The organism is Mycobacterium sp. ENV421 (assembly GCF_002887815.1).
Lineage (GTDB): Bacteria > Actinomycetota > Actinomycetes > Mycobacteriales > Mycobacteriaceae > Mycobacterium.
On record NZ_PDHO01000005.1, the window covers coordinates 232,290 to 257,475 of the forward strand.

The 25,186-nt window shown below is 67.8% G+C and carries 28 protein-coding genes; 19 read left to right on the top strand and 9 right to left on the bottom strand.

The features are described from left to right. Positions 1-52 precede the first annotated feature (52 nt). Together CRM90_RS09300 and CRM90_RS09305 are read right to left on the bottom strand one after the other, a co-directional pair. Positions 53-799: an SDR family NAD(P)-dependent oxidoreductase gene (locus CRM90_RS09300; protein ID WP_102806694.1), complete on the bottom strand. Its 747-nt coding sequence runs from the start codon at positions 797-799 to the stop codon at positions 53-55. Between the two features lie 30 nt (positions 800-829). Next, entirely contained in the window at positions 830-1,549 is a 720-nt protein-coding gene (locus CRM90_RS09305) for an SDR family NAD(P)-dependent oxidoreductase (RefSeq protein WP_102806695.1), read from the bottom strand. Positions 1,550-1,709: 160 nt separating this feature from the next. Here CRM90_RS09305 and CRM90_RS09310 point away from each other — a divergent pair, with 160 nt between their 5' ends. Next, a complete protein-coding gene (locus CRM90_RS09310) occupies positions 1,710-2,705 on the top strand; it encodes a sigma-70 family RNA polymerase sigma factor (RefSeq protein ID WP_102806696.1) in 996 nt (331 codons plus the stop codon). Positions 2,706-2,711: 6 nt separating this feature from the next. On the opposite strand, the gene CRM90_RS09315 is transcribed toward CRM90_RS09310, so the two are convergent. Then, complete coding sequence (locus tag CRM90_RS09315; RefSeq protein ID WP_233209238.1) at positions 2,712-3,434, bottom strand: GAF and ANTAR domain-containing protein; 723 nt, start codon at positions 3,432-3,434, stop codon at positions 2,712-2,714. A 44-nt stretch (positions 3,435-3,478) separates the two neighbouring features. Here CRM90_RS09315 and CRM90_RS09320 point away from each other — a divergent pair, with 44 nt between their 5' ends. Continuing rightward, positions 3,479-4,555, top strand: coding sequence for a hypothetical protein (locus CRM90_RS09320; protein ID WP_102806697.1), 1,077 nt, complete (start codon positions 3,479-3,481; stop codon positions 4,553-4,555). Here CRM90_RS09320 and CRM90_RS09325 read toward each other — a convergent pair. Beyond that, complete coding sequence (locus tag CRM90_RS09325; RefSeq protein WP_102806698.1) at positions 4,527-5,024, bottom strand: DUF1990 domain-containing protein; 498 nt, start codon at positions 5,022-5,024, stop codon at positions 4,527-4,529. The genes CRM90_RS09320 and CRM90_RS09325 overlap by 29 nt on opposite strands. An 82-nt stretch (positions 5,025-5,106) precedes the next feature. Between CRM90_RS09325 and CRM90_RS09330 the strand changes: the two genes are divergently transcribed. The 11 genes from CRM90_RS09330 to pdxT all read left to right on the top strand — a co-directional run bounded on the left by CRM90_RS09330 (position 5,107) and on the right by pdxT (position 15,121). Continuing rightward, positions 5,107-5,724, top strand: a complete 618-nt coding sequence (locus CRM90_RS09330; RefSeq protein WP_102806771.1) for a PaaI family thioesterase — start codon at positions 5,107-5,109, stop codon at positions 5,722-5,724. Beyond that, on the top strand, positions 5,721-6,134 hold the full coding sequence (locus tag CRM90_RS09335; RefSeq protein WP_102806699.1) for a TIGR02611 family protein: 414 nt from the start codon (positions 5,721-5,723) through the stop codon (positions 6,132-6,134). Before CRM90_RS09330 ends, CRM90_RS09335 begins: the two co-directional genes overlap by 4 nt. A gap of 85 nt (positions 6,135-6,219) precedes the next feature. Then, positions 6,220-8,271 carry a threonine--tRNA ligase gene (gene thrS, locus CRM90_RS09340; RefSeq protein WP_102806700.1) on the top strand — a complete coding sequence of 684 codons (2,052 nt, stop codon included), beginning with the start codon at positions 6,220-6,222 and terminating at the stop codon, positions 8,269-8,271. Continuing rightward, a complete protein-coding gene (locus tag CRM90_RS09345) occupies positions 8,264-8,845 on the top strand; it encodes an ATP adenylyltransferase (protein ID WP_233209239.1) in 582 nt (193 codons plus the stop codon). The genes thrS and CRM90_RS09345 overlap by 8 nt, the downstream gene beginning before the upstream one ends. Next, positions 8,842-9,522 carry a phosphatidylinositol phosphate synthase gene (gene pgsA, locus CRM90_RS09350; RefSeq protein ID WP_102806774.1) on the top strand — a complete coding sequence of 227 codons (681 nt, stop codon included), beginning with the start codon at positions 8,842-8,844 and terminating at the stop codon, positions 9,520-9,522. The genes CRM90_RS09345 and pgsA overlap by 4 nt, the downstream gene beginning before the upstream one ends. A 41-nt stretch (positions 9,523-9,563) precedes the next feature. After that, on the top strand, positions 9,564-10,493 hold the full coding sequence (locus CRM90_RS09355; RefSeq protein WP_102806773.1) for a phosphatidylinositol mannoside acyltransferase: 930 nt from the start codon (positions 9,564-9,566) through the stop codon (positions 10,491-10,493). Next, positions 10,493-11,653: a glycosyltransferase family 4 protein gene (locus CRM90_RS09360; protein ID WP_102806701.1), complete on the top strand. Its 1,161-nt coding sequence runs from the start codon at positions 10,493-10,495 to the stop codon at positions 11,651-11,653. Before CRM90_RS09355 ends, CRM90_RS09360 begins: the two co-directional genes overlap by 1 nt. Positions 11,654-11,716: 63 nt before the next feature. After that, entirely contained in the window at positions 11,717-12,691 is a 975-nt protein-coding gene (locus tag CRM90_RS09365; RefSeq protein WP_199189838.1) for an NUDIX hydrolase, read from the top strand. Between the two features lie 65 nt (positions 12,692-12,756). After that, a complete protein-coding gene (gene pdxS, locus CRM90_RS09370) occupies positions 12,757-13,683 on the top strand; it encodes a pyridoxal 5'-phosphate synthase lyase subunit PdxS (RefSeq protein WP_102806703.1) in 927 nt (308 codons plus the stop codon). Between the two features lie 5 nt (positions 13,684-13,688). Then, the gene (gene tesB, locus CRM90_RS09375; RefSeq protein ID WP_036338322.1) at positions 13,689-14,531 is read left to right on the top strand and encodes an acyl-CoA thioesterase II; all 843 of its coding nucleotides are present in this window, start codon (positions 13,689-13,691) and stop codon (positions 14,529-14,531) included. Then, positions 14,528-15,121 carry a pyridoxal 5'-phosphate synthase glutaminase subunit PdxT gene (gene pdxT, locus CRM90_RS09380; protein WP_102806704.1) on the top strand — a complete coding sequence of 198 codons (594 nt, stop codon included), beginning with the start codon at positions 14,528-14,530 and terminating at the stop codon, positions 15,119-15,121. The genes tesB and pdxT overlap by 4 nt, the downstream gene beginning before the upstream one ends. 272 nt (positions 15,122-15,393) lie before the next feature. Here pdxT and CRM90_RS09385 read toward each other — a convergent pair whose 3' ends face one another. The 3 genes from CRM90_RS09385 to CRM90_RS09395 are packed head-to-tail and all read right to left on the bottom strand — an operon-like array spanning position 15,394 to position 18,455. Continuing rightward, positions 15,394-16,290, bottom strand: a complete 897-nt coding sequence (locus CRM90_RS09385) for an NAD(P)-dependent oxidoreductase (RefSeq protein WP_102806705.1) — start codon at positions 16,288-16,290, stop codon at positions 15,394-15,396. 8 nt (positions 16,291-16,298) lie between these two features. Next, positions 16,299-16,679, bottom strand: coding sequence for a carboxymuconolactone decarboxylase family protein (locus CRM90_RS09390; protein ID WP_036345540.1), 381 nt, complete (start codon positions 16,677-16,679; stop codon positions 16,299-16,301). Between the two features lie 21 nt (positions 16,680-16,700). Next, positions 16,701-18,455, bottom strand: coding sequence for a CocE/NonD family hydrolase (locus CRM90_RS09395; RefSeq protein ID WP_102806706.1), 1,755 nt, complete (start codon positions 18,453-18,455; stop codon positions 16,701-16,703). Between the two features lie 88 nt (positions 18,456-18,543). Between CRM90_RS09395 and CRM90_RS09400 the strand changes: the two genes are divergently transcribed. Together CRM90_RS09400 and CRM90_RS09405 are read left to right on the top strand one after the other, a co-directional pair. Continuing rightward, positions 18,544-19,146: a TetR/AcrR family transcriptional regulator gene (locus tag CRM90_RS09400; protein ID WP_199189829.1), complete on the top strand. Its 603-nt coding sequence runs from the start codon at positions 18,544-18,546 to the stop codon at positions 19,144-19,146. A gap of 157 nt (positions 19,147-19,303) precedes the next feature. After that, entirely contained in the window at positions 19,304-20,059 is a 756-nt protein-coding gene (locus CRM90_RS09405) for a YebC/PmpR family DNA-binding transcriptional regulator (protein WP_102806707.1), read from the top strand. A 1-nt stretch (position 20,060) separates the two neighbouring features. On the opposite strand, the gene CRM90_RS09410 is transcribed toward CRM90_RS09405, so the two are convergent. Beyond that, a complete protein-coding gene (locus CRM90_RS09410; protein ID WP_102806708.1) occupies positions 20,061-22,049 on the bottom strand; it encodes a molybdopterin-containing oxidoreductase family protein in 1,989 nt (662 codons plus the stop codon). A gap of 41 nt (positions 22,050-22,090) precedes the next feature. On the opposite strand from CRM90_RS09410, the gene CRM90_RS09415 reads away from it, so the two are divergent. Continuing rightward, a complete protein-coding gene (locus tag CRM90_RS09415; RefSeq protein ID WP_102806776.1) occupies positions 22,091-22,429 on the top strand; it encodes a hypothetical protein in 339 nt (112 codons plus the stop codon). On the opposite strand, the gene CRM90_RS09420 is transcribed toward CRM90_RS09415, so the two are convergent. Next, positions 22,398-22,850, bottom strand: coding sequence for a cupin domain-containing protein (locus tag CRM90_RS09420; protein WP_102806709.1), 453 nt, complete (start codon positions 22,848-22,850; stop codon positions 22,398-22,400). The genes CRM90_RS09415 and CRM90_RS09420 overlap by 32 nt on opposite strands. Before the next feature lie 103 nt (positions 22,851-22,953). On the opposite strand from CRM90_RS09420, the gene ruvC reads away from it, so the two are divergent. The 3 genes from ruvC to ruvB are packed head-to-tail and all read left to right on the top strand — an operon-like array spanning position 22,954 to position 25,180. After that, on the top strand, positions 22,954-23,526 hold the full coding sequence (ruvC, locus tag CRM90_RS09425; RefSeq protein ID WP_102806777.1) for a crossover junction endodeoxyribonuclease RuvC: 573 nt from the start codon (positions 22,954-22,956) through the stop codon (positions 23,524-23,526). After that, a complete protein-coding gene (gene ruvA / locus CRM90_RS09430; RefSeq protein ID WP_102806710.1) occupies positions 23,523-24,116 on the top strand; it encodes a Holliday junction branch migration protein RuvA in 594 nt (197 codons plus the stop codon). Before ruvC ends, ruvA begins: the two co-directional genes overlap by 4 nt. Next, positions 24,113-25,180: a Holliday junction branch migration DNA helicase RuvB gene (gene ruvB, locus CRM90_RS09435; RefSeq protein WP_102806711.1), complete on the top strand. Its 1,068-nt coding sequence runs from the start codon at positions 24,113-24,115 to the stop codon at positions 25,178-25,180. The genes ruvA and ruvB overlap by 4 nt, the downstream gene beginning before the upstream one ends. Positions 25,181-25,186 lie beyond the last annotated feature (6 nt).

The window sequence follows — 25,186 nt, forward strand, 5'->3', positions numbered from 1 at the left end:
GGCAGCGGATAGCCGGTCTGAGGTGTTTTCACACTTCGTCGGCTTGCGCGGGTCAGCTCAGCGGGGCGAGGCCGGCACCGGTCAGCACGTAGCCGGCGGCGGAGTCGGCCCGATCGACCGTCACCAGGTCGATCAGCGCTTGCCCCGCGAGCTCCGGCGTGATCACCGGTCCGAGCTGCTGGATGAAGGCGTCCTCGGTCAGTCCGGCCTGGTGGGCGTAAGCCCGGATGCCGGCCCGTCCGACGTCGCCGGCCGGAGTCATCCTCGGCATCACGGTGGTGAAGGTGACGCCCAGGCCGGCGCGCTCGGATTCCATGTGCGCGTACTGAGCGATGAATCGTTGAGTGGCTTTGGCCCCGGCATAGCCGCCGCTGAGCGGCGATCCGTTCAGTGCCGCGCCGCTGCTGACGATGACCACCCTGCTGCCTGGCGGCAGTGGCTTCAGAAGAGCTGCCTGCGCCCAGGCGAAGGCGATCTTCACATCGGCGTCCCAGTTGACCGAGAACGTCTCCCAGGAGTGCTGCACCAGCTCGCGCATCACGGGGGTGGCTCCCGCGACGATGATCACGGTGTTCGGCTCCTGCTCATCGAGTACGCACCGCGCTGCGGCCGCATCACTGGCATCGGCGACCCGCGTGCGGACGGTGGGATGAGTGTCGGTCAGTGCGGCCAACGCTGCGCCGTCGCGGGCGAGCGCGACCACGTCGGCACCGGATTCGGCGAAGGCGGCGGCGATGCCATGCCCCAACCCGCGACTGGCACCCACCACGAGCACCTTCAGTTCATGCAGTTCGGTCATGTCACTCCCTTTCGTTTGGTGGTTCGCCTGCTACGTGGCCGGTGTGCCGAGGAGCGCGGCGTATTGGTTCTCGAGTGCTTTGGCGGCTCCATCTCGCCACCGCTGCTCGAGTGACTGCGCCATGGGGTCGGGAAAGATGTCGTCGTGGCCACTCTCGATTGCGTCAAAGACCGCCGCCGCAACGAATTCCGGTGTGGCCTTGGGGATATCGACCCCGCGACTCATATCGGTGTCGACCGGACCGGTGAGAATCGCGTGGACGCGAACTCCTCGGGGAGCGAGTAGCGCCCGCAGCGACTGGGTGAGATTGAATGTGGCGGCTTTGGAGATGGAGTACGCCGGGATCAGCGGTAGCGGCGCAAGCGCGTTCAGCGACGAGTTGTTCACGATGGTGCCGCGTGATTCGAGGAGCTTCGGCAGGAACGCCGCAACGACGTCGTAGGTGCCGAAGAAGTTGACGGCGAGGTGACGTTCGATCACGACTCGATCGGACAAATCGTCGTAGTCGGCGACGCCGGCATTGTTGATCAGGATGTCCAACGAGCCCACCTGCTCGGTGGCGCGTCGAATCTGCTCCCGGTCGGTGACATCCATCGTCACCGACCGGATCCGGTCGTCCGAGTCGGCGAACGGTCGACGTGTGGCGGCGTAGACGCACCTGGCGTCTCTGCGCAGCGCTTCGTGCACCAGTGCCCGACCGATTCCCCGATTGGCACCGGTCACGAGCACCGTTTTATCCGCGATGGGCATAGTTCCTCCTTGGCAACAAACAACCTGTCGAAGAGATAGATGCGCGGCCCCGTCCTAAGTGAGCGGTGAGTTCGCGATCACTTTTGCGCCCGCCGAACGTCAGTACAGGTGGGCGTCGCGCAGCGCGGCCGATACGTGCGAGGTGAAGCGGTGACATGGCATGACAGCCAATCTGATCGACAAGGCGCGGGCAGGCGACAGCGACGCGTTCCGCGCGCTGACCGAACCGCACCGTCGCGAACTCGAGGTGCACTGTTATCGGATGCTCGGCTCGCTGCACGACGCCGAAGACATGGTCCAGAACACGATGCTGGCGGCCTGGCGGGCGCTGGACGGATTCGAGGAGCGGGCATCGGTACGCACGTGGCTGTACCGCATCGCCACCAATCAGTGTCTGGGCGTGTTGCGTTCGGGACGGCGAAAGCGGGAGGCTGTGGAGATCGGCATCGCTGAGAATGGCCTGCCCGAGCCGACGCACTACGGCGACATCGTCTGGCTGGAGCCCATCCCCGATCATCTACTGGACGTCGCGGATGTGTCTGCCCTCGGACCGGAGGCCGCATACGAGCAGCAGGAAGCCATTTCGCTGGCGTTCGTGACCGCGTTGCAGATGCTCCCGGCGCGTCAGCGCGCCGTGCTCATCCTGCGCGATGTGCTGGGTTTCCGTACCGCCGAGGTGTCCGAGATGCTCGGCGCCACAGTCGCATCGGTGAACAGCGCACTGAAGCGGGCGCGCGAGACGGTCGGCAGGAGCGGCCGGGATGCCGAACCGCCCGAACCGAATTCGTCGGCGGAGCAGGCGCTGGTCGCGGACTTCGTGCACGCCTACCAAACCGGTGACGTTGAGGCATTGGTGCGTCTGTTGACCGCCGACGTACGGGTGTCCATGCCGCCGATCCCGTTGGAGTATCACGGCCTCGACGCCGTCGCGGGCTTCTACGCCAAAGTCCTCCGCGAGCGGACCTACACGCTGGTGGCTACCCGCGCCAACGGTCAGCCGGCCTTCGGGGCCTACCTCAGAACGGGCGTCGACCCCACTCGTCACGCCGCCGGTCTGTTGGTCCTCGATCTGGCCGGCGAGCGGATCTGCGGGCTGACCCGATTCGACAACGATGTGATGCCGCGATTCGGGCTGCCGCGAACGCTGCACGACTGATACCGGTCAGCGCGGATGTGCTTGTGCCGCATCGACGATCTTGGCCGCGACTTCGGCCAACGGCACGTTCGTGTCGTGCGACAGCTGCCGCAGCATCTCGAACGCCTGGTTGGCGTCCGTGCTGTAGCGCTCCATGATCATTCCCTTGGCCTGCCCGATGATGTCGCGGCTGGCCAACGCCTTCTGAAACTGTGACTCGCGATGGCCCGCGTCCCACACCAGCGCCGAGTGCGCCGCGAACAGCGACCCGAGGTGGCGGGTGTGGTCGTCGAACGCATGCGGGCGATCGGCGAAGACGTTCAGCGCGCCTATCGACGTGCCCGTCATGAACAGCTGAAAACCCATGATGCTGCGCACCGCTGTGGTCTCTAGCGCCTCGGCGCAAAAGGCCGGCCAGCGCGTCTCCCGAGAAAGATCCTCGACGTGGACCACTCGGTGCTCCCACGCGGTTGACAGGCACGGCCCCTCTCCGGTGCGGCGTTGAATGTCGTCGATGCGGACCGCGGCCTGAGTCGTCGCCGCGGGGGTGTCGATCTCGAATTGATCCGCCGTCACAGTGATGTTCGCGTACTCCGCACCGGGCAATTCCGCGGCGGCATGCTCCACGAGTTCGGCGGCGACACCGCCATCGAGGCTTCGCCGTTCGTACAGGCGCCGGGTGATGTCGGCAATACGGGCAGCGGCGTCCGCAACGGGGAATCCTCGGTCGACCGACATGACAGATGCCATACCCGCCACGATGGTTGGTGCAACATCGGCGCAAAGGAGATGCGATGACCGAGCAGACCCGCGTTCGGCGCGGACCGATCACGCGTAACGCCACCGGTCTGACGTCGGCCGAGGCTTTTGTCATCATCGCGATCGCGACGATCCTGCTGACCCGGCTCTATCTTCAGCTCACCGGCTACCCGCAGGTCGGCGGCGGCGACCTGCACATCGCGCACGCGCTGTGGGGCGGTGCACTGATGATGCTCGCCCTGCTGATCGGGTGGATGGTCCTGGGCTCGGGCCCGCGGTCGCTGACCGTGGTGCTGGGCGGGATCGGCTTCGGCTTGTTCCTCGATGAGGTAGGCAAATTCGTCACCAAGAACAACGACTACTTCTACGGGCCGGCCGCCGAGATCATGTACATCCTGGTCTGCCTGATCCTGGCCGGCGCCCGCCTGGTGCGGGCCATTCGGCCACTCAGTGCGCGTGAATGCCTGGCGTCCTCGGCGGCGATCGCCGCCGACGGGGTGGCCCGTGGCCTGCCGGACCACCGCCGCGAGATCGGTTTGCGACTCGTCGAATACGCCCGAGCCAGGGGAGCGTCGACCGACGAGATCGAGCACGTCCGCGCGCTGTTGGTCTCGGCTGCGCACGCCACCGACCGCGGCTATCGGGCGCGGCGGTGGGCGGAACGATTGATTCCCAACGTATTTCGAAGCCCGAAGTGGGTGCCCTGGGTGGGCTGGCTGTTGGTGGCCGGTGCGGTGCTCGGCCTGCTCTTCCACGCGCTGGGCATCGTGTTGGGCGGCTACTTCTATCAAGACAGTCATGTCTCGATTCATCTGGCCGGCAAGACCCCGGCCACCATCATCCTGATGATCGGCGCCGCGCTGACCCTGGCGATGGCGCTGCCCGCGATGATCGCGCTACCGCGCACGACGAAGTTGTGGCCGCTGCGGCTGCTCCGTACCGGCGCTCTGGTGTTCACTCTCCTCAGCGCGCTGGTGCACTTCGCGACCGAAGGATTCGCCGCTCTGATCACCCTGTCCATCGGCCTGTTCGGCTTGGCGATCCTGTCCTACCAAGTCGACGTCGCGGCGCAGCGGGCCGCGCCTACACCACCGACAGGTAGCGCCGAGTGATCACCCGCTGAACCAGGGACGCGACCGGCGCCCCGATCTGACTCCACCAGGTTGCCGGCGTGGAGAAGGCCACCACCTCGGCGTGGACCGATTCATCGCTGGGCTCGAAGCGCACGCCGAACATCTCCTCGCCCGAGACCGCGTGACCGGGCAGACTGCCGTAGGCGAAGCCACGGCGATTGGGCTCGTCGAGCACGTACACCACCCGACACGGTGCGACGAACGGTCCGAGCCGGCCGAGCACATCGGTGCCCACCTCGGCCACCTCCGTGGTGGCGGTGACTCGCAGACCGGCACCGCGCAGCATCCCGTAGCGCATCACCGAGTCCGCCGCGCGCTCGAAGCGCGCCCGCCCACTGCCGATGCGCGACGACAACCGCACATGGTGGTACCCCGCCGGCAAACCCGCCGCCGTCGCGCCCACCTCGGCGTAGGTCAACGGACGGTCGGCCAGGTCGCTGAGCTTCACCGCTACAGCCTGCCACCGCTTACGTACTCTCGACGTGAGCAGCCCGCATCCGGCGGCATACGGTAACCAGGTGGTAGAGGACATGACGGCGGCGCTCCATCCCGGTGGCGGATTCAACCCGCCGGTGCCGACGGGCAGGGGCGGTCCCGATTACGGCCGGTTCATCGATGCGGTGCGTGATCTGCAGGACCATGCCCGCGCCGTCGACGCGCCCGACGATGTGATCACCGAAGTCGCCGACCTCCTCGAGCGGGCGTCGGCCCTGCTGGAGCCGTACGACGCCGACGAATGGACCACGCCATCGGGCCGGCGTACCGACCTGCCGATGCGGGGCAACATCCTGTCGATTCCCAACGAGACGGAGATCGGTGAGGACGGGCGGCTGCGCGGCTGGGCCCGGTTCCGGCGCTACCACCTGGGCCGCAACGGGGCCGTGCACGGCGGCCTGATCGCCCACCTCTTCGACTCGGTGCTCGGCAAGACGTCGTTCGTGCTGACCGGCGGTCCGTATCAGCGCACCGCCTACCTGCACGTCAACTACCGCAAGATCGTGCCCATCGAAACGGAACTCCAGGTCGAGGCCGGTGTGGTGCGCACCGAGGGCCGCAAGATCTTCGTCGACATCCGGCTGTCCGACGGTGACGACCTGCTGGCCGACGGCGAAGGGCTGTTCGTACTGCTGAAACCGGGTCAACCGTGAAGCGATTTCTGCACCACTGGAAGCAGCGGCGGGAGCGGCTGCGGCACCGCCGGGTCGCCGACTTCGTCTATCGGGCGGTCGTCGGCGTCGTCGGGCTCGCCGTTCTTGCCGTCGGGATCGTCGCCATTCCCTACCCGGGCCCCGGCTGGGCGATCGTGTTCGTCGGGCTCGCGATCTTGGCCAGCGAGTTCTATTGGGCGCATCGCACCCTGTCGTTCACCCGGGACCGCTACGACAGTGTCATGGCATGGTTCCGCAGGCAGGGCAGGTGGGTGCAGGCGCTGGGCGCGGTGTTCACCGCCGCGGTCGTGGTGGCCACGCTGTGGCTGTTGGGCGCGGTGGGCTGGTCGGCGGGACTGCTCGGCATCGACCATCCGGCCTTGGACAGCCCCATCGGCCTCGGTGCCTGACCAGCACCCCGATAGCATGGTCGGCGATTCCTGCCGCCCCCGGCGAGAATCGGATCGAGCCCCACTACGCCGAAAGAGGCCCGCAATGACCGCCCCCGCACACCCCGCCCCAGCAGCACCGATCCGGGTGCCTGCCGGGACCACCGCGGGCGCTGCGGTGCGCGAGGCGGGACTGCCGAGCCGCGGCGAACCCGGCGCGATCGTCGTGGTGCGTGACGCCGAGGACAAGCTGCGTGACCTGAGCTGGACGCCGGACGCCGACGCCGACGTCATCCCGGTGGCCGCCGACACTGAGGACGGCCGCAGCGTGATCCGGCACTCGGCCGCCCACGTCCTGGCCCAGGCCGTGCAGGAACTCTTCCCGCAGGCCAAACTCGGCATCGGCCCGCCGATCACGGACGGTTTCTACTACGACTTCGACGTGCCCGAGGCGTTCACTCCCGAGGACTTGGCGAAGCTCGAGAAGCGGATGGCCAAGATCGTCAAGGACGGTCAGTTGTTCTCGCGGCGGGTGTACGAGTCCAAGGACCAAGCCCGCGCCGAACTCGCAAACGAGCCTTACAAGCTCGAACTGGTTGACGATAAGTCGGGTGACGCCGACATCATGGAGGTCGGCGGCGACGAGCTGACTGCCTACGACAACCTCAATCCCCGCACGCGTGAACGGGTTTGGGGTGATCTGTGCCGCGGTCCGCACATTCCGACCACCAGGTACATTCCCGCGTTCAAGCTCACCCGAAGCTCGGCGGCCTACTGGCGCGGCGACCAGAACAACGCCAGCCTGCAGCGCATCTACGGCACGGCGTGGGAATCGCAGGAGGCGCTGGACCGCCACCTCGAGCTGATCGAGGAGGCGCAGCGCCGCGACCACCGCAAGCTCGGCGTCGAGCTGGACCTGTTCAGCTTCCCCGACGAATTGGGCTCCGGCCTACCGGTTTTCCACCCCAAGGGCGGCATCATCCGACGTGAGCTCGAAGACTATTCGCGTCGCAAGCACGAGCAGGCCGGCTACGAGTTCGTCAACACCCCGCATATCACCAAAGAACAGCTCTACATCACGTCCGGCCACCTGGAGTGGTACGCCGACGGCATGTTCCCCCCGATGCACATCGACGCCGAGTTCGCCGAGGACGGCACGCTGCGCAAGCCGGGGCAGGATTACTACCTCAAGCCGATGAACTGCCCGATGCACCACCTGATCTACCGGTCGCGGGGGCGGTCGTATCGGGAACTTCCGTTGCGGCTCTTCGAATTCGGCTCGGTGTACCGCTACGAGAAGTCCGGCGTGGTGCACGGGTTGACCCGGGTGCGCGGCATGACCCAGGACGACGCCCACATCTACACCACCCGCGAGCAGATGCGCGACGAGCTGGCATCGCTGCTGCGGTTCGTGCTCGACCTGCTCGCCGACTACGGCCTCGACGACTTCTATCTGGAGCTGTCCACCCGGAACCCGGACAAGTCCGTCGGCTCCGACGAGATGTGGGACGAGGCCACCGAGACCCTGCGTCAGGTCGCCGAGGAATCCGGTCTGCAGCTGGTGCCCGACCCCGGTGGCGCCGCGTTCTACGGGCCGAAGATCTCCGTCCAGGTCAAGGATGCGCTGGGCCGCAGCTGGCAGATGTCGACCATCCAGCTCGACTTCAACATGCCGGACCGTTTCGAGCTGGAGTACACCGCAGCCGACGGCTCCCGGCAGCGGCCGGTGCTGATCCACCGCGCACTGTTCGGTTCGATCGAGCGGTTCTTCGGGGTGCTCACCGAGCACTACGCCGGTGCCTTCCCGGTGTGGCTGGCGCCGGTGCAGGTGGTCGGCATACCGGTGGCCGACGCGCACCTGCCGTATCTGGAAGATGTTGCCGCTGAGCTCAAATCGCGTGGGGTGCGGGTCGCCGTCGATTCCAGCGACGATCGGATGGCCAAGAAGATCGTCAACCACACCAACCAGAAGGTGCCGTTCATGCTGCTTGCGGGCGACCGCGACGTCGAGGCAGGCGCGGTGAGCTTCCGGTTCGGAGACCGCACCCAGATCAACGGAGTGCCGCGCGGGCAGGCGGTCGAGACGATTGTGAAGTGGATCGCCGATCGCGAGAATGCCGCCCCCACAGCCGAACTGGTGAAGGTCGACGGTGGCTGACAACGCAGAGGCGTTCATCGACCGAGGCGCGGGTGAGCCCGACCGCCTGCAGCGGCTGTGGACACCGCACCGGATGAACTACATCCTCGACGTGCCCGCGAACAAGGCCGAAAAGGGATCCGCCGGATCGGCGGGATCTGCTGGATCCTCCGAGCCGTTCAGCTTGATACCCACCCTGCCCGACGAGGACGGTCTGGTGGTGGCCCGCGGCGAACAGGTCTACGTCGTGCTCAATCTCTACCCGTACAACCCGGGCCATCTGATGGTGGTGCCGTACCGGCGGGTGTCGGAACTGGAGGATTTGTCCATTGGTGAGAGCGCTGAGCTGATGGCGTTCACCCAGAAGGCGATTCGCGTCATCAAGTCGGTGTCGAGCCCGGACGGCTTCAACGTCGGGCTCAACCTCGGCAGGTCCGCCGGGGGTTCGCTGGCCGAGCACTTGCACATGCATGTGGTGCCCCGCTGGGCCGGCGACGCCAATTTCATCACCGTCGTCGGTGAGACAAAGGTGATCCCGCAGCTGCTGCGCGACACCCGCAAGCTGCTGGCCGACGAGTGGTCGGCGCAGCCGTGAGCGACTTCTACCTGATGACGCGGGCGGCGTACGCCAAGCTCAGCACGCCGGTGGCGAAGGCCGCGCTCAAGATCGGGCTGACCCCCGACATGGTGACGATCATCGGCACCGCTGGTTCGGTTCTGGCCGCGCTCATCATGTTCCCGATCGGGCAGCTCTGGTGGGGCTCGGTGGCCGTGTTCGTCTTCGTTCTGGCCGACATGCTCGACGGCGCGATGGCGCGCCAGCGCGGCGGCGGTACCCGCTTCGGCGCGGTCCTCGATGCCACCTGTGACCGGATCAGCGACGGCGCGATCTTCTGCGGGCTGCTGTGGTGGGTGGCCTTCAGCATGCACAGCTCGTCGCTGGCGGTGGCCACGATGATCTGCCTGGTGACCTCCCAGGTGATCTCCTACGTCAAGGCCCGCGCGGAGGCCAGCGGTCTCGAGGGTGGCGGCGGTCTGATCGAGCGTCCGGAACGGCTGATCATCGTGCTGGTCGGTGCCGGTTTCTCCGACCTGCCGTTCTTCCCGATGCCGGTGGTGTTGCCCATCGCGATGTGGCTGCTGGCGGTGACCAGCCTGGTGACGGTCGGCCAGCGGGTGCACTCGGTGCGTTCCAGCCCGGGCGCCATGGACAAGATCGCGCCGGCCGCCCCGCAGCCGATCGGCGACGACGCCGAGGGCACCGAGCCGTGATCAGCACTCCGGGGCAACTCTGGACGGCCGGACGCAATCGTCTGCCGCGCACCGACCTGCTCAGCGACCTCGGCTACGCCGCGGGGTGGCGGGTGGTGCGTGCGATGCCGGAATTCCTGGCGCGCAACGCTTTCGACGCCGGGGCTTGGTATGCGGCCCAAGGCGGCGGCCCCGAGCAGCTGCGCAAGAATCTGGCCCGGGTCATCGGCGCCACCCCCGCCGAGGTGCCGGACTCGCTGGTTCGTGCTTCGCTGGCGTCCTACGCCCGATACTGGCGGGAGGCATTCCGGTTGCCGACGATGGATCACAAAGCGCTGGGCGCCCAGATCGACAAGGCGGTGACGGGCAAGCAGCACCTGGAGGCGGCCCTGGCCGCCGGGCGGGGCGCCGTGCTCGCGCTGCCGCACAGCGGCAACTGGGATATGGCCGGGGTCTGGCTGGTCCAGGCCAACGGCACCTTCACCACGGTCGCCGAGCGTCTCAAGCCCGAGTCGCTCTACAAGCGCTTCCTCGACTACCGGGAGAGTCTCGGTTTCGAGGTGTTGCCGCTGACCGGCGGCGAACGACCCGCTTACGAGGTCCTCGTCGAACGGCTCAATGACAACCGCGTGGTGTGCCTGATGGCCGAACGTGACCTGAGCCGCTCGGGCGTGCCGGTCGATCTGTTGGGGGAGGCCACCCGGATGCCGGCCGGCTCGGCCAAACTTGCGGTGGAAACCGGCGCGGCCCTGCTGCCGGTGCACTCCTGGTTCACCGACGACGGCTGGGCCGTCGACTTCTACCCCGAACTGGACTGCTCCAGCGGCGACGTCGGCGTGATCACTCAAGCGCTGGCCGACCGGTTCGGCACCAATATCGCCGCGCACCCCGAGGACTGGCACATGATGCAGCCGCAGTGGCTGGCCGACCTGTCCGATGAGCGGCAGGCCCGGCTGAGGGAGGATCGGCGGGCTGGAGAAGGCCCGAGCTGATGCGGATCGGGATGGTCTGCCCGTACTCGTTCGACGTGCCCGGTGGGGTGCAGTCGCACATTCTGCAGCTGGCCGAGGTGATGCGCGGGCGCGGACACGAGGTCAGCGTGCTCGCCCCGTCGTCCCCGCATGTCGAGCTGCCCGAATACGTCGTCTCCGGCGGCAAGGCGGTCCCGATTCCCTACAACGGGTCGGTGGCCCGGCTGAGGTTCGGGCCGGCCACCCATCGCAAGGTCAAGAAGTGGCTCATCGGCGGTGACTTCGACGTACTGCACCTGCACGAGCCCAACGCACCCAGCTTGTCGATGCTGGCACTGCAGGCGGCCGAAGGCCCGATCGTCGCCACCTTTCACACCTCAACCACAAAGTCGTTGACACTCAGCGTGTTTCAGGGAATCCTGCGGCCGTATCACGAGAAGATCGTCGGCCGGATCGCGGTGTCCGACCTGGCGCGGCGCTGGCAGATGGAAGCGCTGGGTTCCGACGCCGTCGAGATTCCGAACGGCGTCGACGTGGCCGCCCTGGCGTCGGCACCGCGTCTGGACGGCTACCCGCGTCCCGGCAAGACGGTGCTGTTCCTGGGGCGGTTCGACGAACCGCGTAAGGGGATGGCGGTCCTGGTCGGGGCGCTGCCCCGGTTGGTCGAGCGGTTCGCCGATGTCGAGATCTTGATCGTCGGGCGAGGTGACGAGGACAAGCTGCGGGAGGAGTGCGGGGAGCTGGCCGGCCACCTGCGGTTCCTCGGTCAGGTCGACGACGCCGAGAAAGCGGCCGCACTGCGCAGCGCCGACGTCTACTGTGCGCCGCACACCGGCGGTGAGAGCTTCGGCATCGTGCTGGTCGAGGCGATGGCCGCAGGCACTCCGGTGGTGGCCAGCGACCTCGACGCGTTCCGTCGGGTGCTGCTCGACGGCAAGGCCGGCCGGCTGGTTCCCGTCGACGACGCCGCTGCCATGGCCGACGCGCTGATCGAGCTGCTCGACGACGAAGGTCTGTGCGCGCGGTACGTGAAAGCCGCCGACGTTGCGGTGCGCCGCTACGACTGGCCGGTGGTGGCCGACCAGATCATGCGGGTCTACGAGACGGTCGCGGGGGCCGGGATCAAAGTCACGGTGGCGGGTTCGGCGGGCCGGAGCGAAGCGACCCGGGGGTTGAGCTAAGTGCCTGCCCCGCTGTACTGGTCGCTGACCGGGATCCTGATCATCGTGCTGGTGGTCAGCGCCATGCTGGCCCTGCAGACCGCCAGCCGGCTGGACCGCCTCCACATCCGCTACGACCTGTCCTGGCAGGCGCTCGACGGGGCGCTGGCCCGGCGCGCGGTGGTGGCCCGCGCGGTGGCCGCCGACACCTATCGCGGACGACCCGAAGGCAAGCGGCTCGCGGCGCTGGCCGATGCCGCCGAGCGGGCCCCTCGAAGCGGTCGCGAAGCCGCCGAGAACGAGCTGTCGGCCGCGTTGGCGATGGTCGATCCGACGTCGATGCCGGCGTCGCTGGTCGCCGAACTCGCCGACGCGGAAGCCCGGGTTCTGCTGGCCCGCCGATTCCACAACGACGCCGTGCGCGACACCCTGGCGTTGCGCGAACGGCGTCCGGTCCGGTGGTTGCGGCTGGCCGGTACCGCACCGCTGCCGACGTACTTCGAGATCGCCGAGCGAGTTCCCGAAGCCACCCCGGATGGTGCCGGTCAGGTGGATCGCCGCACCTCGGCACGCGTGGTCCTGCTCGACGATCAGGGTGCGGTGCTGTTGTTCTGCGGATCCGACCCGGCCTTCACCGGCGGGGAGGCGCCTCGGTGGTGGTTCACCGTCGGCGGGCAGGCACTGCCCGGCGAACGGCTGGTTGATGCCGCGGTCCGGGAGATCCTCGAGGAGACCGGGCTGCGCGTCGACCCGGACGCGATGGTGGGGCCGGTGTGGCGGCGGGAGTCGCTCATCGATTTCAACGGCACCGTCATCGCCAGCCAGGAGTTCTACTTCGTGCACCGCACCGTCCGCTTCGAACCGACCGCGGCGGGGCGGACCCCGCTGGAGCTGCGGTACATTCACGGCCACAGATGGTGTGACTCCAGCACGATCGATCAGCTGGCCGCGAGTGGGCAGCGGGTGTATCCGCTGCAGCTCGGGGAACTGCTGGAGGAGGCAAACTCGCTGGCAGACGGCCGTGGTGGTCCGCACAGAGAGTTGCACCCGATCCACTGAGGTGCGAAAAATTCAGTTTGGAATCGCCCTTTAGACTGGATCCGTATCAAACGAAGGGACTGACAGTGGAAACCGGAGCCAACGCGGCTGGATCCAACGGCTCGGCCAGCGCGCAGACGGGTACCGCTCGGGTCAAGCGCGGCATGGCGGAGATGCTCAAGGGCGGCGTCATCATGGACGTCGTCACACCCGAGCAGGCCCGCATCGCCGAGGGCGCAGGCGCCGTGGCGGTCATGGCACTGGAGCGCGTGCCCGCCGACATCCGCGCTCAGGGCGGGGTGTCGCGGATGAGCGACCCCGACATGATCGAGGGCATCATCTCCGCGGTCACGATTCCGGTGATGGCCAAGGCGCGCATCGGGCACTTCGTGGAGGCGCAGATCCTGCAGAGCCTCGGCGTGGACTACGTCGACGAGTCCGAGGTACTGACCCCGGCCGACTACGCCAACCACATTGACAAGTGGAAGTTCACCGTGCCGTTCGTGTGCGGTGCCACCAATCTGGGCGAGGCGCTGCGCCGGCTCACCGAGGGTGCGGCGATGATTCGCTCCAAGGGTGAGGCCGGCACCGGTGACGTCTCCAACGCCACGACGCACATGCGCAAGATCGGCGGCGAGATCCGTCGACTGACTTCGCTGTCAGAGGACGAATTGTTCGTCGCGGCAAAGGAATTGCAGGCGCCCTACGAGCTGGTGGCCGAGGTGGCGCGAGCGGGCAAGTTGCCGGTCACGCTGTTCACCGCAGGCGGCATCGCCACTCCCGCGGACGCGGCGATGATGATGCAGCTCGGCGCCGAGGGCGTGTTCGTGGGCTCGGGCATCTTCAAGTCCGGCGACCCCGCCGCGCGGGCGGCGGCCATCGTCAAGGCCACCACCTTCTACGACGATCCCGACGTGTTGGCCAAGGTGTCGCGCGGGCTGGGTGAGGCGATGGTCGGCATCAACGTGGAGGACATCGCACAGCCGCACCGGCTCGCCGAACGCGGCTGGTAAACCACGTGGCAATCGAAGAGATCCTCGATCTGGAGCAGCTCGAGGTCAACATCTATCGCGGCCGGGTGTTCAGTCCCGAATCCGGTTTCCTCCAGCGCACATTCGGCGGTCACGTGGCCGGTCAGTCGCTGGTGTCGGCGGTGCGCACCGTCGACCCCAAGTTCCAGGTGCACTCGCTGCACGGGTACTTCCTGCGGCCGGGCGACGCCACCGCACCCGCGGTGTATCTGGTCGAGGCGCTGCGCGACGGCGGCTCGTTCGTCACCCGCCGGGTCAACGCCGTCCAGCACGGCGAGACCATCTTCTCGATGTCGGCGTCGTTCCAGACCGACCAGAGCGGCATCGAGCATCAGGACGAGATGCCCGCCGCGCCGCCGCCTGACGACCTGCCCGGCTTCATCTCCAAGGGCGGTGTGTTCGACGAGGCGGGATTCGCCCAGTTCGAGGAGTGGGACGTCCGCATGGTCCCGCGCGATCAGGTGACCCGGCTGCCCGGCAAGGCATCTCAGCAGCAGGTGTGGTTCAAGCACAAGGATCCGCTGCCCGACGATTCGGTGTTGCACATCTGCGCGCTGGCCTACATGAGCGATCTCACGCTGCTCGGCTCGGCGCAGGTCAACCACGTCGAGGAACGCAAACACCTGATGGTCGCGTCGCTGGACCACGCGATGTGGTTCATGCGGCCGTTCCGTGCCGACGAGTGGCTGCTCTACGACCAGTCGTCGCCGTCGTCGTGCGGTGGCCGGTCGCTGACCCAGGGCAAGATCTTCAACCAGTACGGCGAGATGGTCGCGGCGGTCATGCAGGAGGGGCTGACCCGCTACAAGCGCGGGTACGCCGGGCCATGAGTCTCCGCGTCGGCGTGCTGGCCTTGCAAGGCGACACCCGCGAACACCTGGCTGCCCTGCGCGAGGCCGGTGCCGAAGCCTCCACCGTGCGCCGCGCGAGCGAGCTCGACGCCGTCGACGCCCTGGTCATCCCGGGCGGTGAGTCGACCACGATGAGTCACCTGCTGCGCGAATTCGAACTGCTGGAGCCGCTGCGCACGCGGCTGGCCGACGGGATGCCGGCCTACGGTTCGTGTGCGGGGATGATCCTGCTGGCCACCGAGATCCTCGACGCCGGCGCCGAGGGGCGTGCGGCCGTTCCTCTGGGCGGCATCGATATGACGGTGCGGCGCAACGCTTTCGGTCGCCAGGTCGATTCTTTCGAGGGTGACATCGACTTTGACGGTCTCGACGGGCCCGCCCATGCGGTATTCATCCGGGCGCCGTGGGTGGAACGGGTGGGGCCCGACGTCCAGGTCCTGGCGCGCGCCGGCGACCACATAGTGGCGGTCCGGCAGGGCCGGGTGCTCGCCACTGCTTTCCACCCTGAAATGACCGGTGACAGGCGGGTGCACAAGCTGTTTGTGGACATGGTCGCCCACCGCGCCTGACGGCATGCCCACTCTGTCTACAGCCAATTTGTCGCGCGACGTTTAGACGACGTCAACCTGGGAAGTCCCGCTGTGCCGGGCGAGATGCCCATACTCAGTGTCTCGGCGCGCGGCGGTAGGAGGTGGTGATGATGTCACGCAATTGGGTGATTCGGCGGATTCATCAAGTACTCGAACAGCATGGCCCGAAATCGACGGCGGGTCTGTGGCGCCCGGCGTGGCAGAGTAACCCGGCTGCGGAACGGCCGATCAGCTGGTGGCGTGCGCTGTAGCTAGCCGCCGGGTCGTCCGTCCACAATCACGCCCGCAGCCGCCTCGATGGGCTTGATCGCTGCGGTGAAGTCGGACTCAGGCCCTTCTTCGCGCATGACCAGTTCCCACAATCGGCCGACGGCCGCGGCCACCTCGGTGGGTAGGCCCAACGCCTCGGCCTCCTCCAGATAGAGCCGGACGTCCTTCACCATCAGGCCGGTGGCGAACCCGTAGTCGAAGCTGCGCGGCAGAATCGACTTCGGGAACTTGTCACGGCTGGCGTTGGTGGCTCCCGATCCGGCGTTGATCACCTCGATCATCACCGACGGGTCCAGCCCGGCCTTGACGCCCATCACCACCACCTCCGAGGTGGCGGCCAGCGCGGTGGCGGCCAGTAGGTTGTTCACCAGCTTCATCGTCTGGCCCGCACCGGGTTTGGTGTCGACGAAGAACGGTGTGCCGAGCCGGGCCAGTATCGGCTCGACGATCTCGAACTGGTCGCGCGGGCCCGAAACCATCAGCGTCAGTGTCCCTTTGGCGGCGCCGCCGACACCGCCACTGACCGGACTGTCGAGCATCGCGATACCGCGTTGGGCCAGCTGCGTTTGGATCTGTTGAGCGGCAGTGCTGCCCACGGTCGACAGGTCGATGAACCGTTCGACGCGGCGTCCTTCGATCACGCCGTCCGTGCCGACCGCGACCTCACGGGAGGCAAGCACCGACGGCAGGCTCGCCAGTACGGTCTCGGCGCGGTCGGCGACGTCACGGGGGGAGGAGGCGGCCTGGGCGCCCAGATCGACCGCCTGGGCGACGATGTCCGGGCGGGTGTCGAAGACCACCAGCGGGTGGCCGGCCTCGATCAGGCGGGTCGCGATCGGCAGGCCCATGTTGCCCAAGCCGATGAAGCCGAGGTCCATGAGATGGCTCACTGAGCGTCGAGTTCGGCGAAGGCCTCTCGGGCGACCCGGAAGCCGTCGACGGCTGCGGGCGCGCCTGCGTAGATCGCCACCTGAAGCAGGATCTCGCGAATCTCCTCGCGGGTGACCCCGTTGGTGAGTGCCCCGCGCACATGGGTTTTCAGCTCGTGGGGGCGGTTCAGCACCGAGATCATCGCCAGGTTGAGCATGCTGCGGGTCTTGAGCGGGAGTTCCTCGCGGCCCCACACCGCACCCCAGCAGTACTCGGTGAGCAGATCCTGCAGCGGTTTGCTGAAGTCGTCGGCCTGCCGCTCGGCGTTGGCGACGTACTCCTCGCCGAGCACCGCGGCGCGGATCTGTCGTCCCTTGTCGTATGTTGCCTGGTCCATGGCGTCCATGATCGCACCGGGTCAGGTGAGGATGGGCAGCACCAACCGCGATGACGACCGCACGATGTTGAGGCTGCTGGTGCCGACGCTGGCATGCCGGAAGTTCATGATCGCCGGGGTGTCCGGATCCTGGTCGTCACTGGTGATCGTGATCTGGATGCGGTGACCCGCGCCGAAGCGGCGGGCGTTGGGCACCAGGGGGATCCGGTACTCGACGTCGTCACCGACGGGTACTGCCTGCGGACGGCGGCACGGCAGCATCGGTGCACCCGGCCGGCTGCCGGTCTCGTCCACCTCGCGCAGGCTCGCCCGCAGCCAGCCTGCGGTCACCGGTTCCGTCTCGCCGTCGGGGGAGACGTCGGAGAGCGTGACGATCCACGCGGTGTCGGCGGCGGTGGCGCTGGCGGTCAACCGCAACTCGATGTCGCCGACGACCTCGACGGGCGCGGTCAGTGGCCGGCTGATCCAGGTCAGCGCCGACGGGGGATCGATCGGACTGGGCTTGGCCCGGCCGAGCCCCCCGCCGAGCGCCATGAACTCACACGCGCCGGGGCTGCCTTCGTCATCGTCGAGGATGCCGTCGGCGCGCAGCGCCAGTTCGCGGACGGTGCTTGCCGGCGGCCAGGATTCGCACGTGCGCCACTCGTCGGCGCCCGGCAGGACATAGCGAACGGCCGGACCGTCGAGGATGCCGGTGTCGCGGCCCTTGAGCCAATGGTCGTACCAGGCCAGCGCTTCGATGTGCAGGCTTTCCCACGGCCAGGTCAGTCCGTACTCGCCGAGCATCCCGATGCGCACGCACGGGCTGTTGGTCAGCCCGGCGTAACTGGTGAACGTCGACGGCAGGTGTAGCGGGACGTTCTGCCAGTCGCAGCCCAAATAAACTGGGATATCTACCTTTTCGAGCAGTGGCAACAGGTTGCGTTCGTCCCACCAGGCGTCGCGGGTGGGATGCTTGACCGCAGCGTCGAGCCACAGCTCGTCCCACGGGTGCGGGTCGTGCGGCAGTTTGAGCAGCCCGCGCATCATCGTCACGGCCGCCTCGCCGTTCATCGTCGCGAACTTGTGGTGCAGCCGCGGGGTGTTGAGCACCCAGCGTGCTGCTCCCATCGGTCGGCTGCGCCAGAACGTGTCGCTGCGGGCCGCGGTGAGTCCGAGCATCGACAGGAACGGCGTGATGAACGATGCGCTCAGCAGCCCGTGATGCACCGCGCCTTCGTAGAGGTCCGCGGTGACGGCCACCGGGAAGATCGCCTTGAGGTGCGGCGGGCGCTCGACCGCGGCCTCCAGCTGGGTCATCGCGAAATAGCTGATACCGATCATCCCGACGTTCCCGTCGCACCAGGGTTGTGCCGCCACCCATTCCACGAGGTCGTACAGGTCGCGGCGCTCCTGGCCGTCGAAGAATCCGAAGGTTCCGCCGGATCCGCCGGTGCCGCGCAGGTTGGCGATGACGTGGGTGTAGCCGCGCGGCACCCAAAAGTCGGTGGCGCCGGCTTCGATGAAACCGGCTGGGGCACCGAGGTCCTGGATCTGGCGCGGATAGGGCGACACGGCGATCAGCGCGGGGAAGCGCGCCCCCTGAGCGGATGGGCCGTCGGGGCGGTGCACGTCGGCGAGCAGGGTGACACCGTCGCGCATCGGGACCGCGATGTTGGTGTCGGTGGTGATGTGGTGGTCCGGCCTGCTCAGGTTGCGGTAGTCCCGGCCGGTGGTCTGCGGCCCGTTGAGCGTGCGCTGGCCCGGTTCGATGCCGGAAACACTGGTGGAAGTCATCCGAATCCTTTTCACGTCCTGTTGAGACTAGTTTCACGCTACGATGAAACTAGTCTCAACGCAATATGAAACATTCGAGGTGATGCGGATGGCGAAGAAAGCCACGGCACCGGGACCCCGCGACGAGAAGGGGGTGCTGGCCGGCCGGATTGTCGACGCCGCGCGCGCCGAGTTCGCTCAGCACGGATCGGCGGGCACGACGATCCGTGCGGTCGCCCGGGCGGCCGACGTCGACCCGGCGCTGGTGTACCACTATTTCGGTTCCAAGGAAGGCCTGCTCGATGCCGCGACGAATCCGCCGCAGCGCTGGCTGGAGAGCGTGGCGCGGACCTGGACAACGCCGGTGCCAGAGCTCGGGACCGCGCTGCTGCGGCTGATGCTGGGCGCGTGGGCCGACGACGAGATCGGCCCGGTGTTGCGGGCGGTGCTGCAGACCGCCGCGCACGAGCCGAGCACCCGCGAGAAGCTGCGCAGGGTGGTCGAAGGCCAGCTGATGGGGGTGTCTCAACTCGGTGCCGACGAGGCGGACCGGCGCAAACGCAGCGGTTTGATCTCGTCGCAGATCATGGGCCTGGCGATGATGCGCTACGTGTGGCAGATCGAACCGCTGGCCTCGATGAGCGACGACGAGATCGTCGCCGCCGTCGCACCGAATCTGCAGCGCTACGTCGACGCAGACCTGGGGGCGTAGCGCGCCGAGCGTGCGCGATCTCGTCGGTATCCGTCGGCGGCATCACCGACAACCCGCACGCTCGATTACCGGCACGCCACTCGATGAATCGGGTGACAACCACCGGCCAGTAGACTCGTCGGGTTACGGCAGAACGGACAGTACGGAGAAGAACCCGATGAGCGGCCATTCCAAGTGGGCAACCACCAAGCACAAGAAGGCCGTCATCGACGCCAAGCGCGGCAAGATGTTCGCCAAGCTCATCAAGAACATCGAGGTCGCGGCGCGCGTCGGCGGCGGCGACCCGGCTGGCAATCCCACCCTGTACGACGCGATCCAGAAGGCCAAGAAGTCGTCGGTTCCCAACGACAACATCGAGCGCGCCCGCAAGCGTGGCGGTGGTGAGGAAGCCGGCGGCGCCGACTGGCAGAACATCACCTACGAGGGCTACGGGCCCAATGGCGTCGCCGTGCTGATCGAGTGCCTGACCGACAACCGCAACCGCGCGGCCGGCGAGGTCCGGGTCGCGATGACCCGCAACGGCGGCAACATGGCCGACCCCGGCTCGGTGGCCTACCTGTTTTCCCGCAAGGGCGTGGTCACGCTGGAGAAGAACGGCCTGTCCGAAGACGACGTGCTGCTCGCCGTCCTCGATGCCGGCGCCGAAGAGGTCAACGACCTCGGCGACAGCTTCGAGGTGATCTCCGAGCCGACCGATCTGGTCGCGGTGCGCACCGCGCTGGTGGACGCCGGTATCGACTACGACTCCGCCGACGCCGGATTCCAGGCGTCGGTGACCGTACCGCTGGACGCCGACGGCGCCCGCAAGATCATGAAGCTCGTCGATGCGCTGGAGGACAGCGACGACGTGCAGGACGTCTACACCAACGCCGACATTTCCGACGAGGTTCTGGCTCAGCTCGAGGACGACTGACTCAGGCCGGGTGCAGGCTGACCGGCACCCCCGAATAGCGGGTCATCCCGGTCGCCGGGTCCAGGTCGTCTTTACTCGTCAGCAGGTTGACGTTGGCGCCGACGTGCGCGTGCGGCACCGACACCACGCCGCTGCGCACCGACGGGTCCAGTTTCGCGATCCCGGTAACTTCACCGTATTCGGTGCGCGCCACCATTTTCTGGTTGTCGGCGATGCCGGCCGCCGCGGCGTCCTGCGGGCTCAGCAGAATCTCGGGCTGCTCCCCGAGATACTCCAATTGCGCGTTGACTCTTCGTAATTGGCGACGTGGCACCAACACCGGTCCCGTCGTGTGACGCAGCCCCTGTAGTTGGTCGATCAGGAGTTGCGGGGCCAGGCGCCAGCCGCCGAGACGCTCGACGTGGCGTTGCATCCACGCCGCGGGCAGCTCGCGCTCGGCCTGCGCCCAACCGGTGGCGACCAGGTCGTCGTAGCTGCTGCGGCCGCCGCCGTTGAGCGTGGCCAACATCTGTTCGTCGGTCATCGTGGTGTCGGCGATGTCGTGCCCGAGCCGGGCACCGATCTCGGCGAGCACCCACCACATCGAGCGGCGGTCGCCGATCGGGGCGATCATCGCCGGGGTGTGCTGAGCGGAGATCCGCGGACTCATGAAATCCCACAGCGTGACGTCCGGCCGCTCGAGTTGGCCCGTGGTCGGTAGCACGTGGGTGGACAGCTCGGTCGTCTCGGTGGGCAGGATCTCGGTGGTCGCCAACACCTCGAGCTTGGCCAGCGCCGGGCGCAGGGTATCGGTGGCGGGGAAACCGGTGAGCAGGCTGCCGCCGAGGTTGAGCAGCGCGCGAATGTTGCCGGCCTCGATCTCGTCGGGCAGTGTGGCGCAGGGCCATTCCCGCATGAACGCTTTCGTGTCCGGGCGGCTGGGCGGTCCCGGACGCGATTTACCCTCCGGCGGCGCGATCGGCAACTCGAACATCTCCAGCTGATAGCCGAAGCCGGGATGGAACCACTCACCGCCCGGGGTGTTCATCGATCCGGTCAGGATCAGCAGCGCCCACGAAAACCATTGCGTTACATTGGCGCTGGCCGACATGGTGACACCGGTGCCGGTGTCGATCGCGATGTGCCCGGCCCTGCGGACAGCGGCCAGCAGATCGTCGAGATCGGTGGGGTCGACGTCGGCGAGTTCGGCGGCATGCTCGCGGGTGAACGGTTTGACGGCGGAGGCCAGCAGGTCGAGATCCTGGACGGCGACGTCCGGATCGGCGCCGTCGCGCAGGATTTCGCGCACCAGGAAGGCCAGCACCGCGTAATCGGTGCCCGGACGCGGGGCCAGGTGGCGGGTCGCCAACCGGGCGGTCTCGGTACGGCGGGGATCGACGACCCAGAGCTGAGCCCGCGCGGCCAGGTCGCGGAACACCCCGCGAGGATTGGGCATGCCGACGGTATGGCCATGGGAGACAACAGGATTGCTGCCGATCAGGATGACGAGTTCGGCATTCTCGTAGTCGGGACGCCCGGTGAGGCCGGCGGAGCCGCCCATCAGCTCCGCGACCAGGACCTTGGCGGTGCCGTCGATCGTCAGTGGACTGAATTTCGCGGGAGTGCCGATAGCGCGGTGCAGCGCCTCGGCGGTGCGATAGCCGGCGGTGTCCATCCCGATGCCGGTGCCGAAGTTGACGGCGACCGCTGCCGGACCGTGCTCGGCGATGATGTCTCGCAACCGGGCGCCGAGGTCGTCGAGGCAAGCCTCCCAGCTGGTTTGGGCCAGCTGTCCGCCGTCGCGCATCATCGGCCGCTCGAGCCGGTCCGGATGGTGGTGGATCAGCGGCAGCGCGCGGCCCTTCGGGCAGGTGTAGCCGCCGGAGAAGGGATTGTCCCGGTCGCCGTGGACGGCCACCACCTGATCGTCCTCGATCTCGACGAGGATGCCGCACACCGACGGGCACACCCGGCAGAAACTTCGTACTGTGCGGGAGCCGCCCGTCGCCATGTTCAGAACCGTACGCTGCGGGCAATGAATCGGAGGTGACGATGTCTCAGCTGACGGAGACCGACCCTGACGGATCCACCTGGTCGGTACGTCGCTGGTGGTGGAAGACGATCCCGTGGGAGACCGGCTTCGCCACCCTCGACGCGCTGATCTTCCTGGTCGTGCTGCCGTTCATGGTGATGTGGCCGTTCTGGCTGCTGGCCAAGTTCGTCGGCGTGCCGTGGACGATCATCGTCACGCGCGACGGGACCGAGGTCGGCCGTGAGCGGGTGAAGGGCTGGAAGCGTTCCCGCGCACGGGTGGCGGAGATCGCCCGGTCGGCGCGGGAGGGGACGCTGACCGAGTTCGTCACTGCAGCGGATACGGCCGCTCCAGATTGACCACGATCGCCTCCTGCGTGCTGCGCGAGATCACGACGACGGCCGGCTCATCCGGGTCCGGGTTCTCCTCGCGGTGCGGCAGATGTGGCGGCACGAAGTTGTAGTCGCCCGGCTCGGTACTGATCCGCACCTCGTCGACACCGTCGTGGAAGACGAACTGCGGGTGCCCGCTGCGCACGAAGATCGCGGTTTCCGACTCGCCGTGGTGATGGTTGGCCGACGCGACGCCGGGCCCGACGTGGGTCTCGCCCATCCACAGCTTCTCCGACCCGACCGACGCTCCGCTGATCGCGGCGAAGCGCTGCATGCCGTCGGTCTGACCGGTGCCGCCGTCGAGGTCGCCGGCCCGGACGTGGCGCACCCGGTTGCGCACCGGCTCGGTTCCGGACAGGTCGGGATGGAATGCGTCGGGGCCGTCCATGGACCGACCATAACCACGCGCGGGACACCGCGTGTCCTGACCGGTGCTGTCCGCCCGGCCCGCTACTGTGATCGAACAGCTGTTCGTAGTCGGAAGGCGATCCGTGCGGGTGATGGGAGTCGACCCTGGGTTGACGCGCTGCGGACTCTCGGTGATCGAGAGTCGGGGTGGCCGCCAGGTCATCGCGCTGGACGTCGACGTGGTGCGTACGCCGTCCGACGAGCCGTTGCAGCGTCGGCTGCTGACCATCAGCGACACCGTCGACCATTGGATGGACACCCATCAGCCCGACGTGGTGGCGATCGAGCGGGTGTTCGCCAACCAGAACGCCAACACCGCGATGGGCACCGCGCAGGCCGGCGGTGTGATCGCGCTGGCCGCCGCCCGCCGCGGCATCGACGTGCATTTCCACACCCCCAGTGAGGTCAAGGCGGCCGTCACCGGGAATGGCCGCGCCGACAAGGCCCAGGTCACCACGATGGTCACCCGCATCCTGCAGTTGCAGCAGAAACCGACCCCGGCGGACGCCGCCGACGCACTGGCCCTGGCGATCTGCCACTGCTGGCGCGCCCCGATGATCGCCCGCATGGCGCAGGCCGAGGCGATGGCCGCCGAACAGAAGCGGGCCTACCAGGCCCGGCTGAAGTCGGCACGCGCGCTCAAGGCAGCCACATGATCGCCTCGGTGCGCGGCGAAGTCCTCGACATCGCGCTCGATCACGTCGTGATCGAGGCCGGCGGTGTCGGCTACAAGGTGATGGCCACCCCGTCGACGCTCGCGACGCTGCGCCGCGGCAGCGAGGCCAGGCTGATCACCGCGATGATCGTCCGTGAGGACTCCCAGACCCTGTACGGCTTCGCCGACTCCGATGCCCGCGACCTGTTCTCGACCCTGCTCGGGGTGTCCGGCGTCGGCCCCAAGATCGCGTTGGCGACACTGGCGGTCTATGACGCGACCGCGCTTCGACAGGCGCTGGCCGACGGCGACGTGACGGCCTTGACCCGGGTGCCCGGTATCGGCAAGCGTGGCGCCGAACGGATGGTGCTGGAATTGCGGGACAAGATCGGCGCGGTCGCCGGCGGTGCGGGCATCGCCGCGGCCACCGGGCACGCGGTGCGCACTCCGGTCGTGGAAGCCCTTGTCGGACTTGGCTTTGCGCTCAAGCAGGCCGAGGAGGCCACCGACAAGGTGCTGGCGGCCGACAGTGAAGCCAACACCTCCACGGCATTGCGTGCGGCGTTGTCGCTACTGGGGAAGACCAAGTGAGCAGGTTCGACGAAGACGAGGACGGCGATGCAGTCGACCGCGACGTGTCGCCGGCGCTGACCGTCGGCGAAGGAGATGTCGACGCCAGCCTGCGGCCCCGGTCGCTGGGGGAGTTCATCGGCCAGCCGCGGGTACGCGAGCAGCTGCAGCTGGTGCTCGAGGGCGCCAAGAACCGGGGAGGCACACCGGATCACATTCTGTTGTCCGGGCCACCGGGGCTGGGCAAGACGTCGCTGGCGATGATCATCGCCGCAGAGCTGGGCTCCGCGTTGCGGGTGACGTCCGGTCCGGCTCTGGAACGCGCCGGTGACCTCGCCGCGATGCTGTCCAACCTGGTCGAGGGCGACGTGCTGTTCATCGACGAGATCCATCGCATCGCCCGGCCCGCCGAGGAGATGCTGTACCTGGCGATGGAGGATTTCCGGGTCGACGTCGTCGTCGGGAAAGGCCCTGGGGCGACGTCGATTCCGTTGGAGGTGGCGCCGTTCACCCTGGTCGGCGCGACCACCCGCTCAGGTGCGCTGACCGGCCCGCTGCGCGATCGCTTCGGGTTCACCGCGCACATGGACTTCTACGAACCGCCGGAACTGGAACGGGTGTTGGCCCGCTCGGCCGGCATCCTCGGCATCGAACTGGGCTCCGAGGCCGGCTCCGAGATCGCCCGCCGCTCGCGGGGCACGCCCCGCATCGCCAACCGCCTGCTGCGCCGGGTGCGCGACTACGCCGAGGTGCGCGCCGACGGGGTGATCACCCGCGATATCGCCAAAGCCGCGCTGGCCGTTTATGACGTCGACGAACTCGGCTTGGACCGGCTGGATCGCGCGGTGCTCTCGGCGCTCACCCGGAGCTTCGGCGGCGGCCCGGTCGGGGTGTCCACCCTGGCCGTCGCGGTGGGGGAGGAAGCCACCACGGTCGAAGAGGTGTGCGAGCCCTTCCTGGTCCGCGCCGGGATGATCGCGCGGACTCCCCGCGGGCGGGTGGCGACGCCACTGGCGTGGACCCACCTCGGTATGGTTGCACCACCGCGAGCCAGCGGGCTCGGTCAGTCCGGCCTGTTCGAGTGATGGGAG

Excerpts from the sequence above, each read along its gene's own strand:
- CRM90_RS09300 (WP_102806694.1), bottom strand. The coding sequence starts at position 799 with ATGACCGAACTGCATGAACTGAAGGTGCTCGTGGTGGGTGCCAGTCGC.
- CRM90_RS09305 (WP_102806695.1), bottom strand. The coding sequence starts at position 1,549 with ATGCCCATCGCGGATAAAACGGTGCTCGTGACCGGTGCCAATCGGGGA.
- CRM90_RS09310 (WP_102806696.1), top strand. The coding sequence starts at position 1,710 with ATGACAGCCAATCTGATCGACAAGGCGCGGGCAGGCGACAGCGACGCG.
- CRM90_RS09315 (WP_233209238.1), bottom strand. The coding sequence starts at position 3,434 with ATGGCATCTGTCATGTCGGTCGACCGAGGATTCCCCGTTGCGGACGCC.
- CRM90_RS09320 (WP_102806697.1), top strand. The coding sequence starts at position 3,479 with ATGACCGAGCAGACCCGCGTTCGGCGCGGACCGATCACGCGTAACGCC.
- CRM90_RS09330 (WP_102806771.1), top strand. The coding sequence starts at position 5,107 with ATGACGGCGGCGCTCCATCCCGGTGGCGGATTCAACCCGCCGGTGCCG.
- thrS (WP_102806700.1), top strand. The coding sequence starts at position 6,220 with ATGACCGCCCCCGCACACCCCGCCCCAGCAGCACCGATCCGGGTGCCT.
- CRM90_RS09360 (WP_102806701.1), top strand. The coding sequence starts at position 10,493 with ATGCGGATCGGGATGGTCTGCCCGTACTCGTTCGACGTGCCCGGTGGG.
- CRM90_RS09365 (WP_199189838.1), top strand. The coding sequence starts at position 11,717 with ATGCTGGCCCTGCAGACCGCCAGCCGGCTGGACCGCCTCCACATCCGC.
- pdxT (WP_102806704.1), top strand. The coding sequence starts at position 14,528 with ATGAGTCTCCGCGTCGGCGTGCTGGCCTTGCAAGGCGACACCCGCGAA.
- CRM90_RS09385 (WP_102806705.1), bottom strand. The coding sequence starts at position 16,290 with ATGGACCTCGGCTTCATCGGCTTGGGCAACATGGGCCTGCCGATCGCG.
- CRM90_RS09390 (WP_036345540.1), bottom strand. The coding sequence starts at position 16,679 with ATGGACCAGGCAACATACGACAAGGGACGACAGATCCGCGCCGCGGTG.
- CRM90_RS09395 (WP_102806706.1), bottom strand. The coding sequence starts at position 18,455 with ATGACTTCCACCAGTGTTTCCGGCATCGAACCGGGCCAGCGCACGCTC.
- CRM90_RS09400 (WP_199189829.1), top strand. The coding sequence starts at position 18,544 with ATGGCGAAGAAAGCCACGGCACCGGGACCCCGCGACGAGAAGGGGGTG.
- CRM90_RS09405 (WP_102806707.1), top strand. The coding sequence starts at position 19,304 with ATGAGCGGCCATTCCAAGTGGGCAACCACCAAGCACAAGAAGGCCGTC.
- CRM90_RS09410 (WP_102806708.1), bottom strand. The coding sequence starts at position 22,049 with ATGGCGACGGGCGGCTCCCGCACAGTACGAAGTTTCTGCCGGGTGTGC.
- CRM90_RS09415 (WP_102806776.1), top strand. The coding sequence starts at position 22,091 with ATGTCTCAGCTGACGGAGACCGACCCTGACGGATCCACCTGGTCGGTA.
- CRM90_RS09420 (WP_102806709.1), bottom strand. The coding sequence starts at position 22,850 with ATGGACGGCCCCGACGCATTCCATCCCGACCTGTCCGGAACCGAGCCG.
- ruvA (WP_102806710.1), top strand. The coding sequence starts at position 23,523 with ATGATCGCCTCGGTGCGCGGCGAAGTCCTCGACATCGCGCTCGATCAC.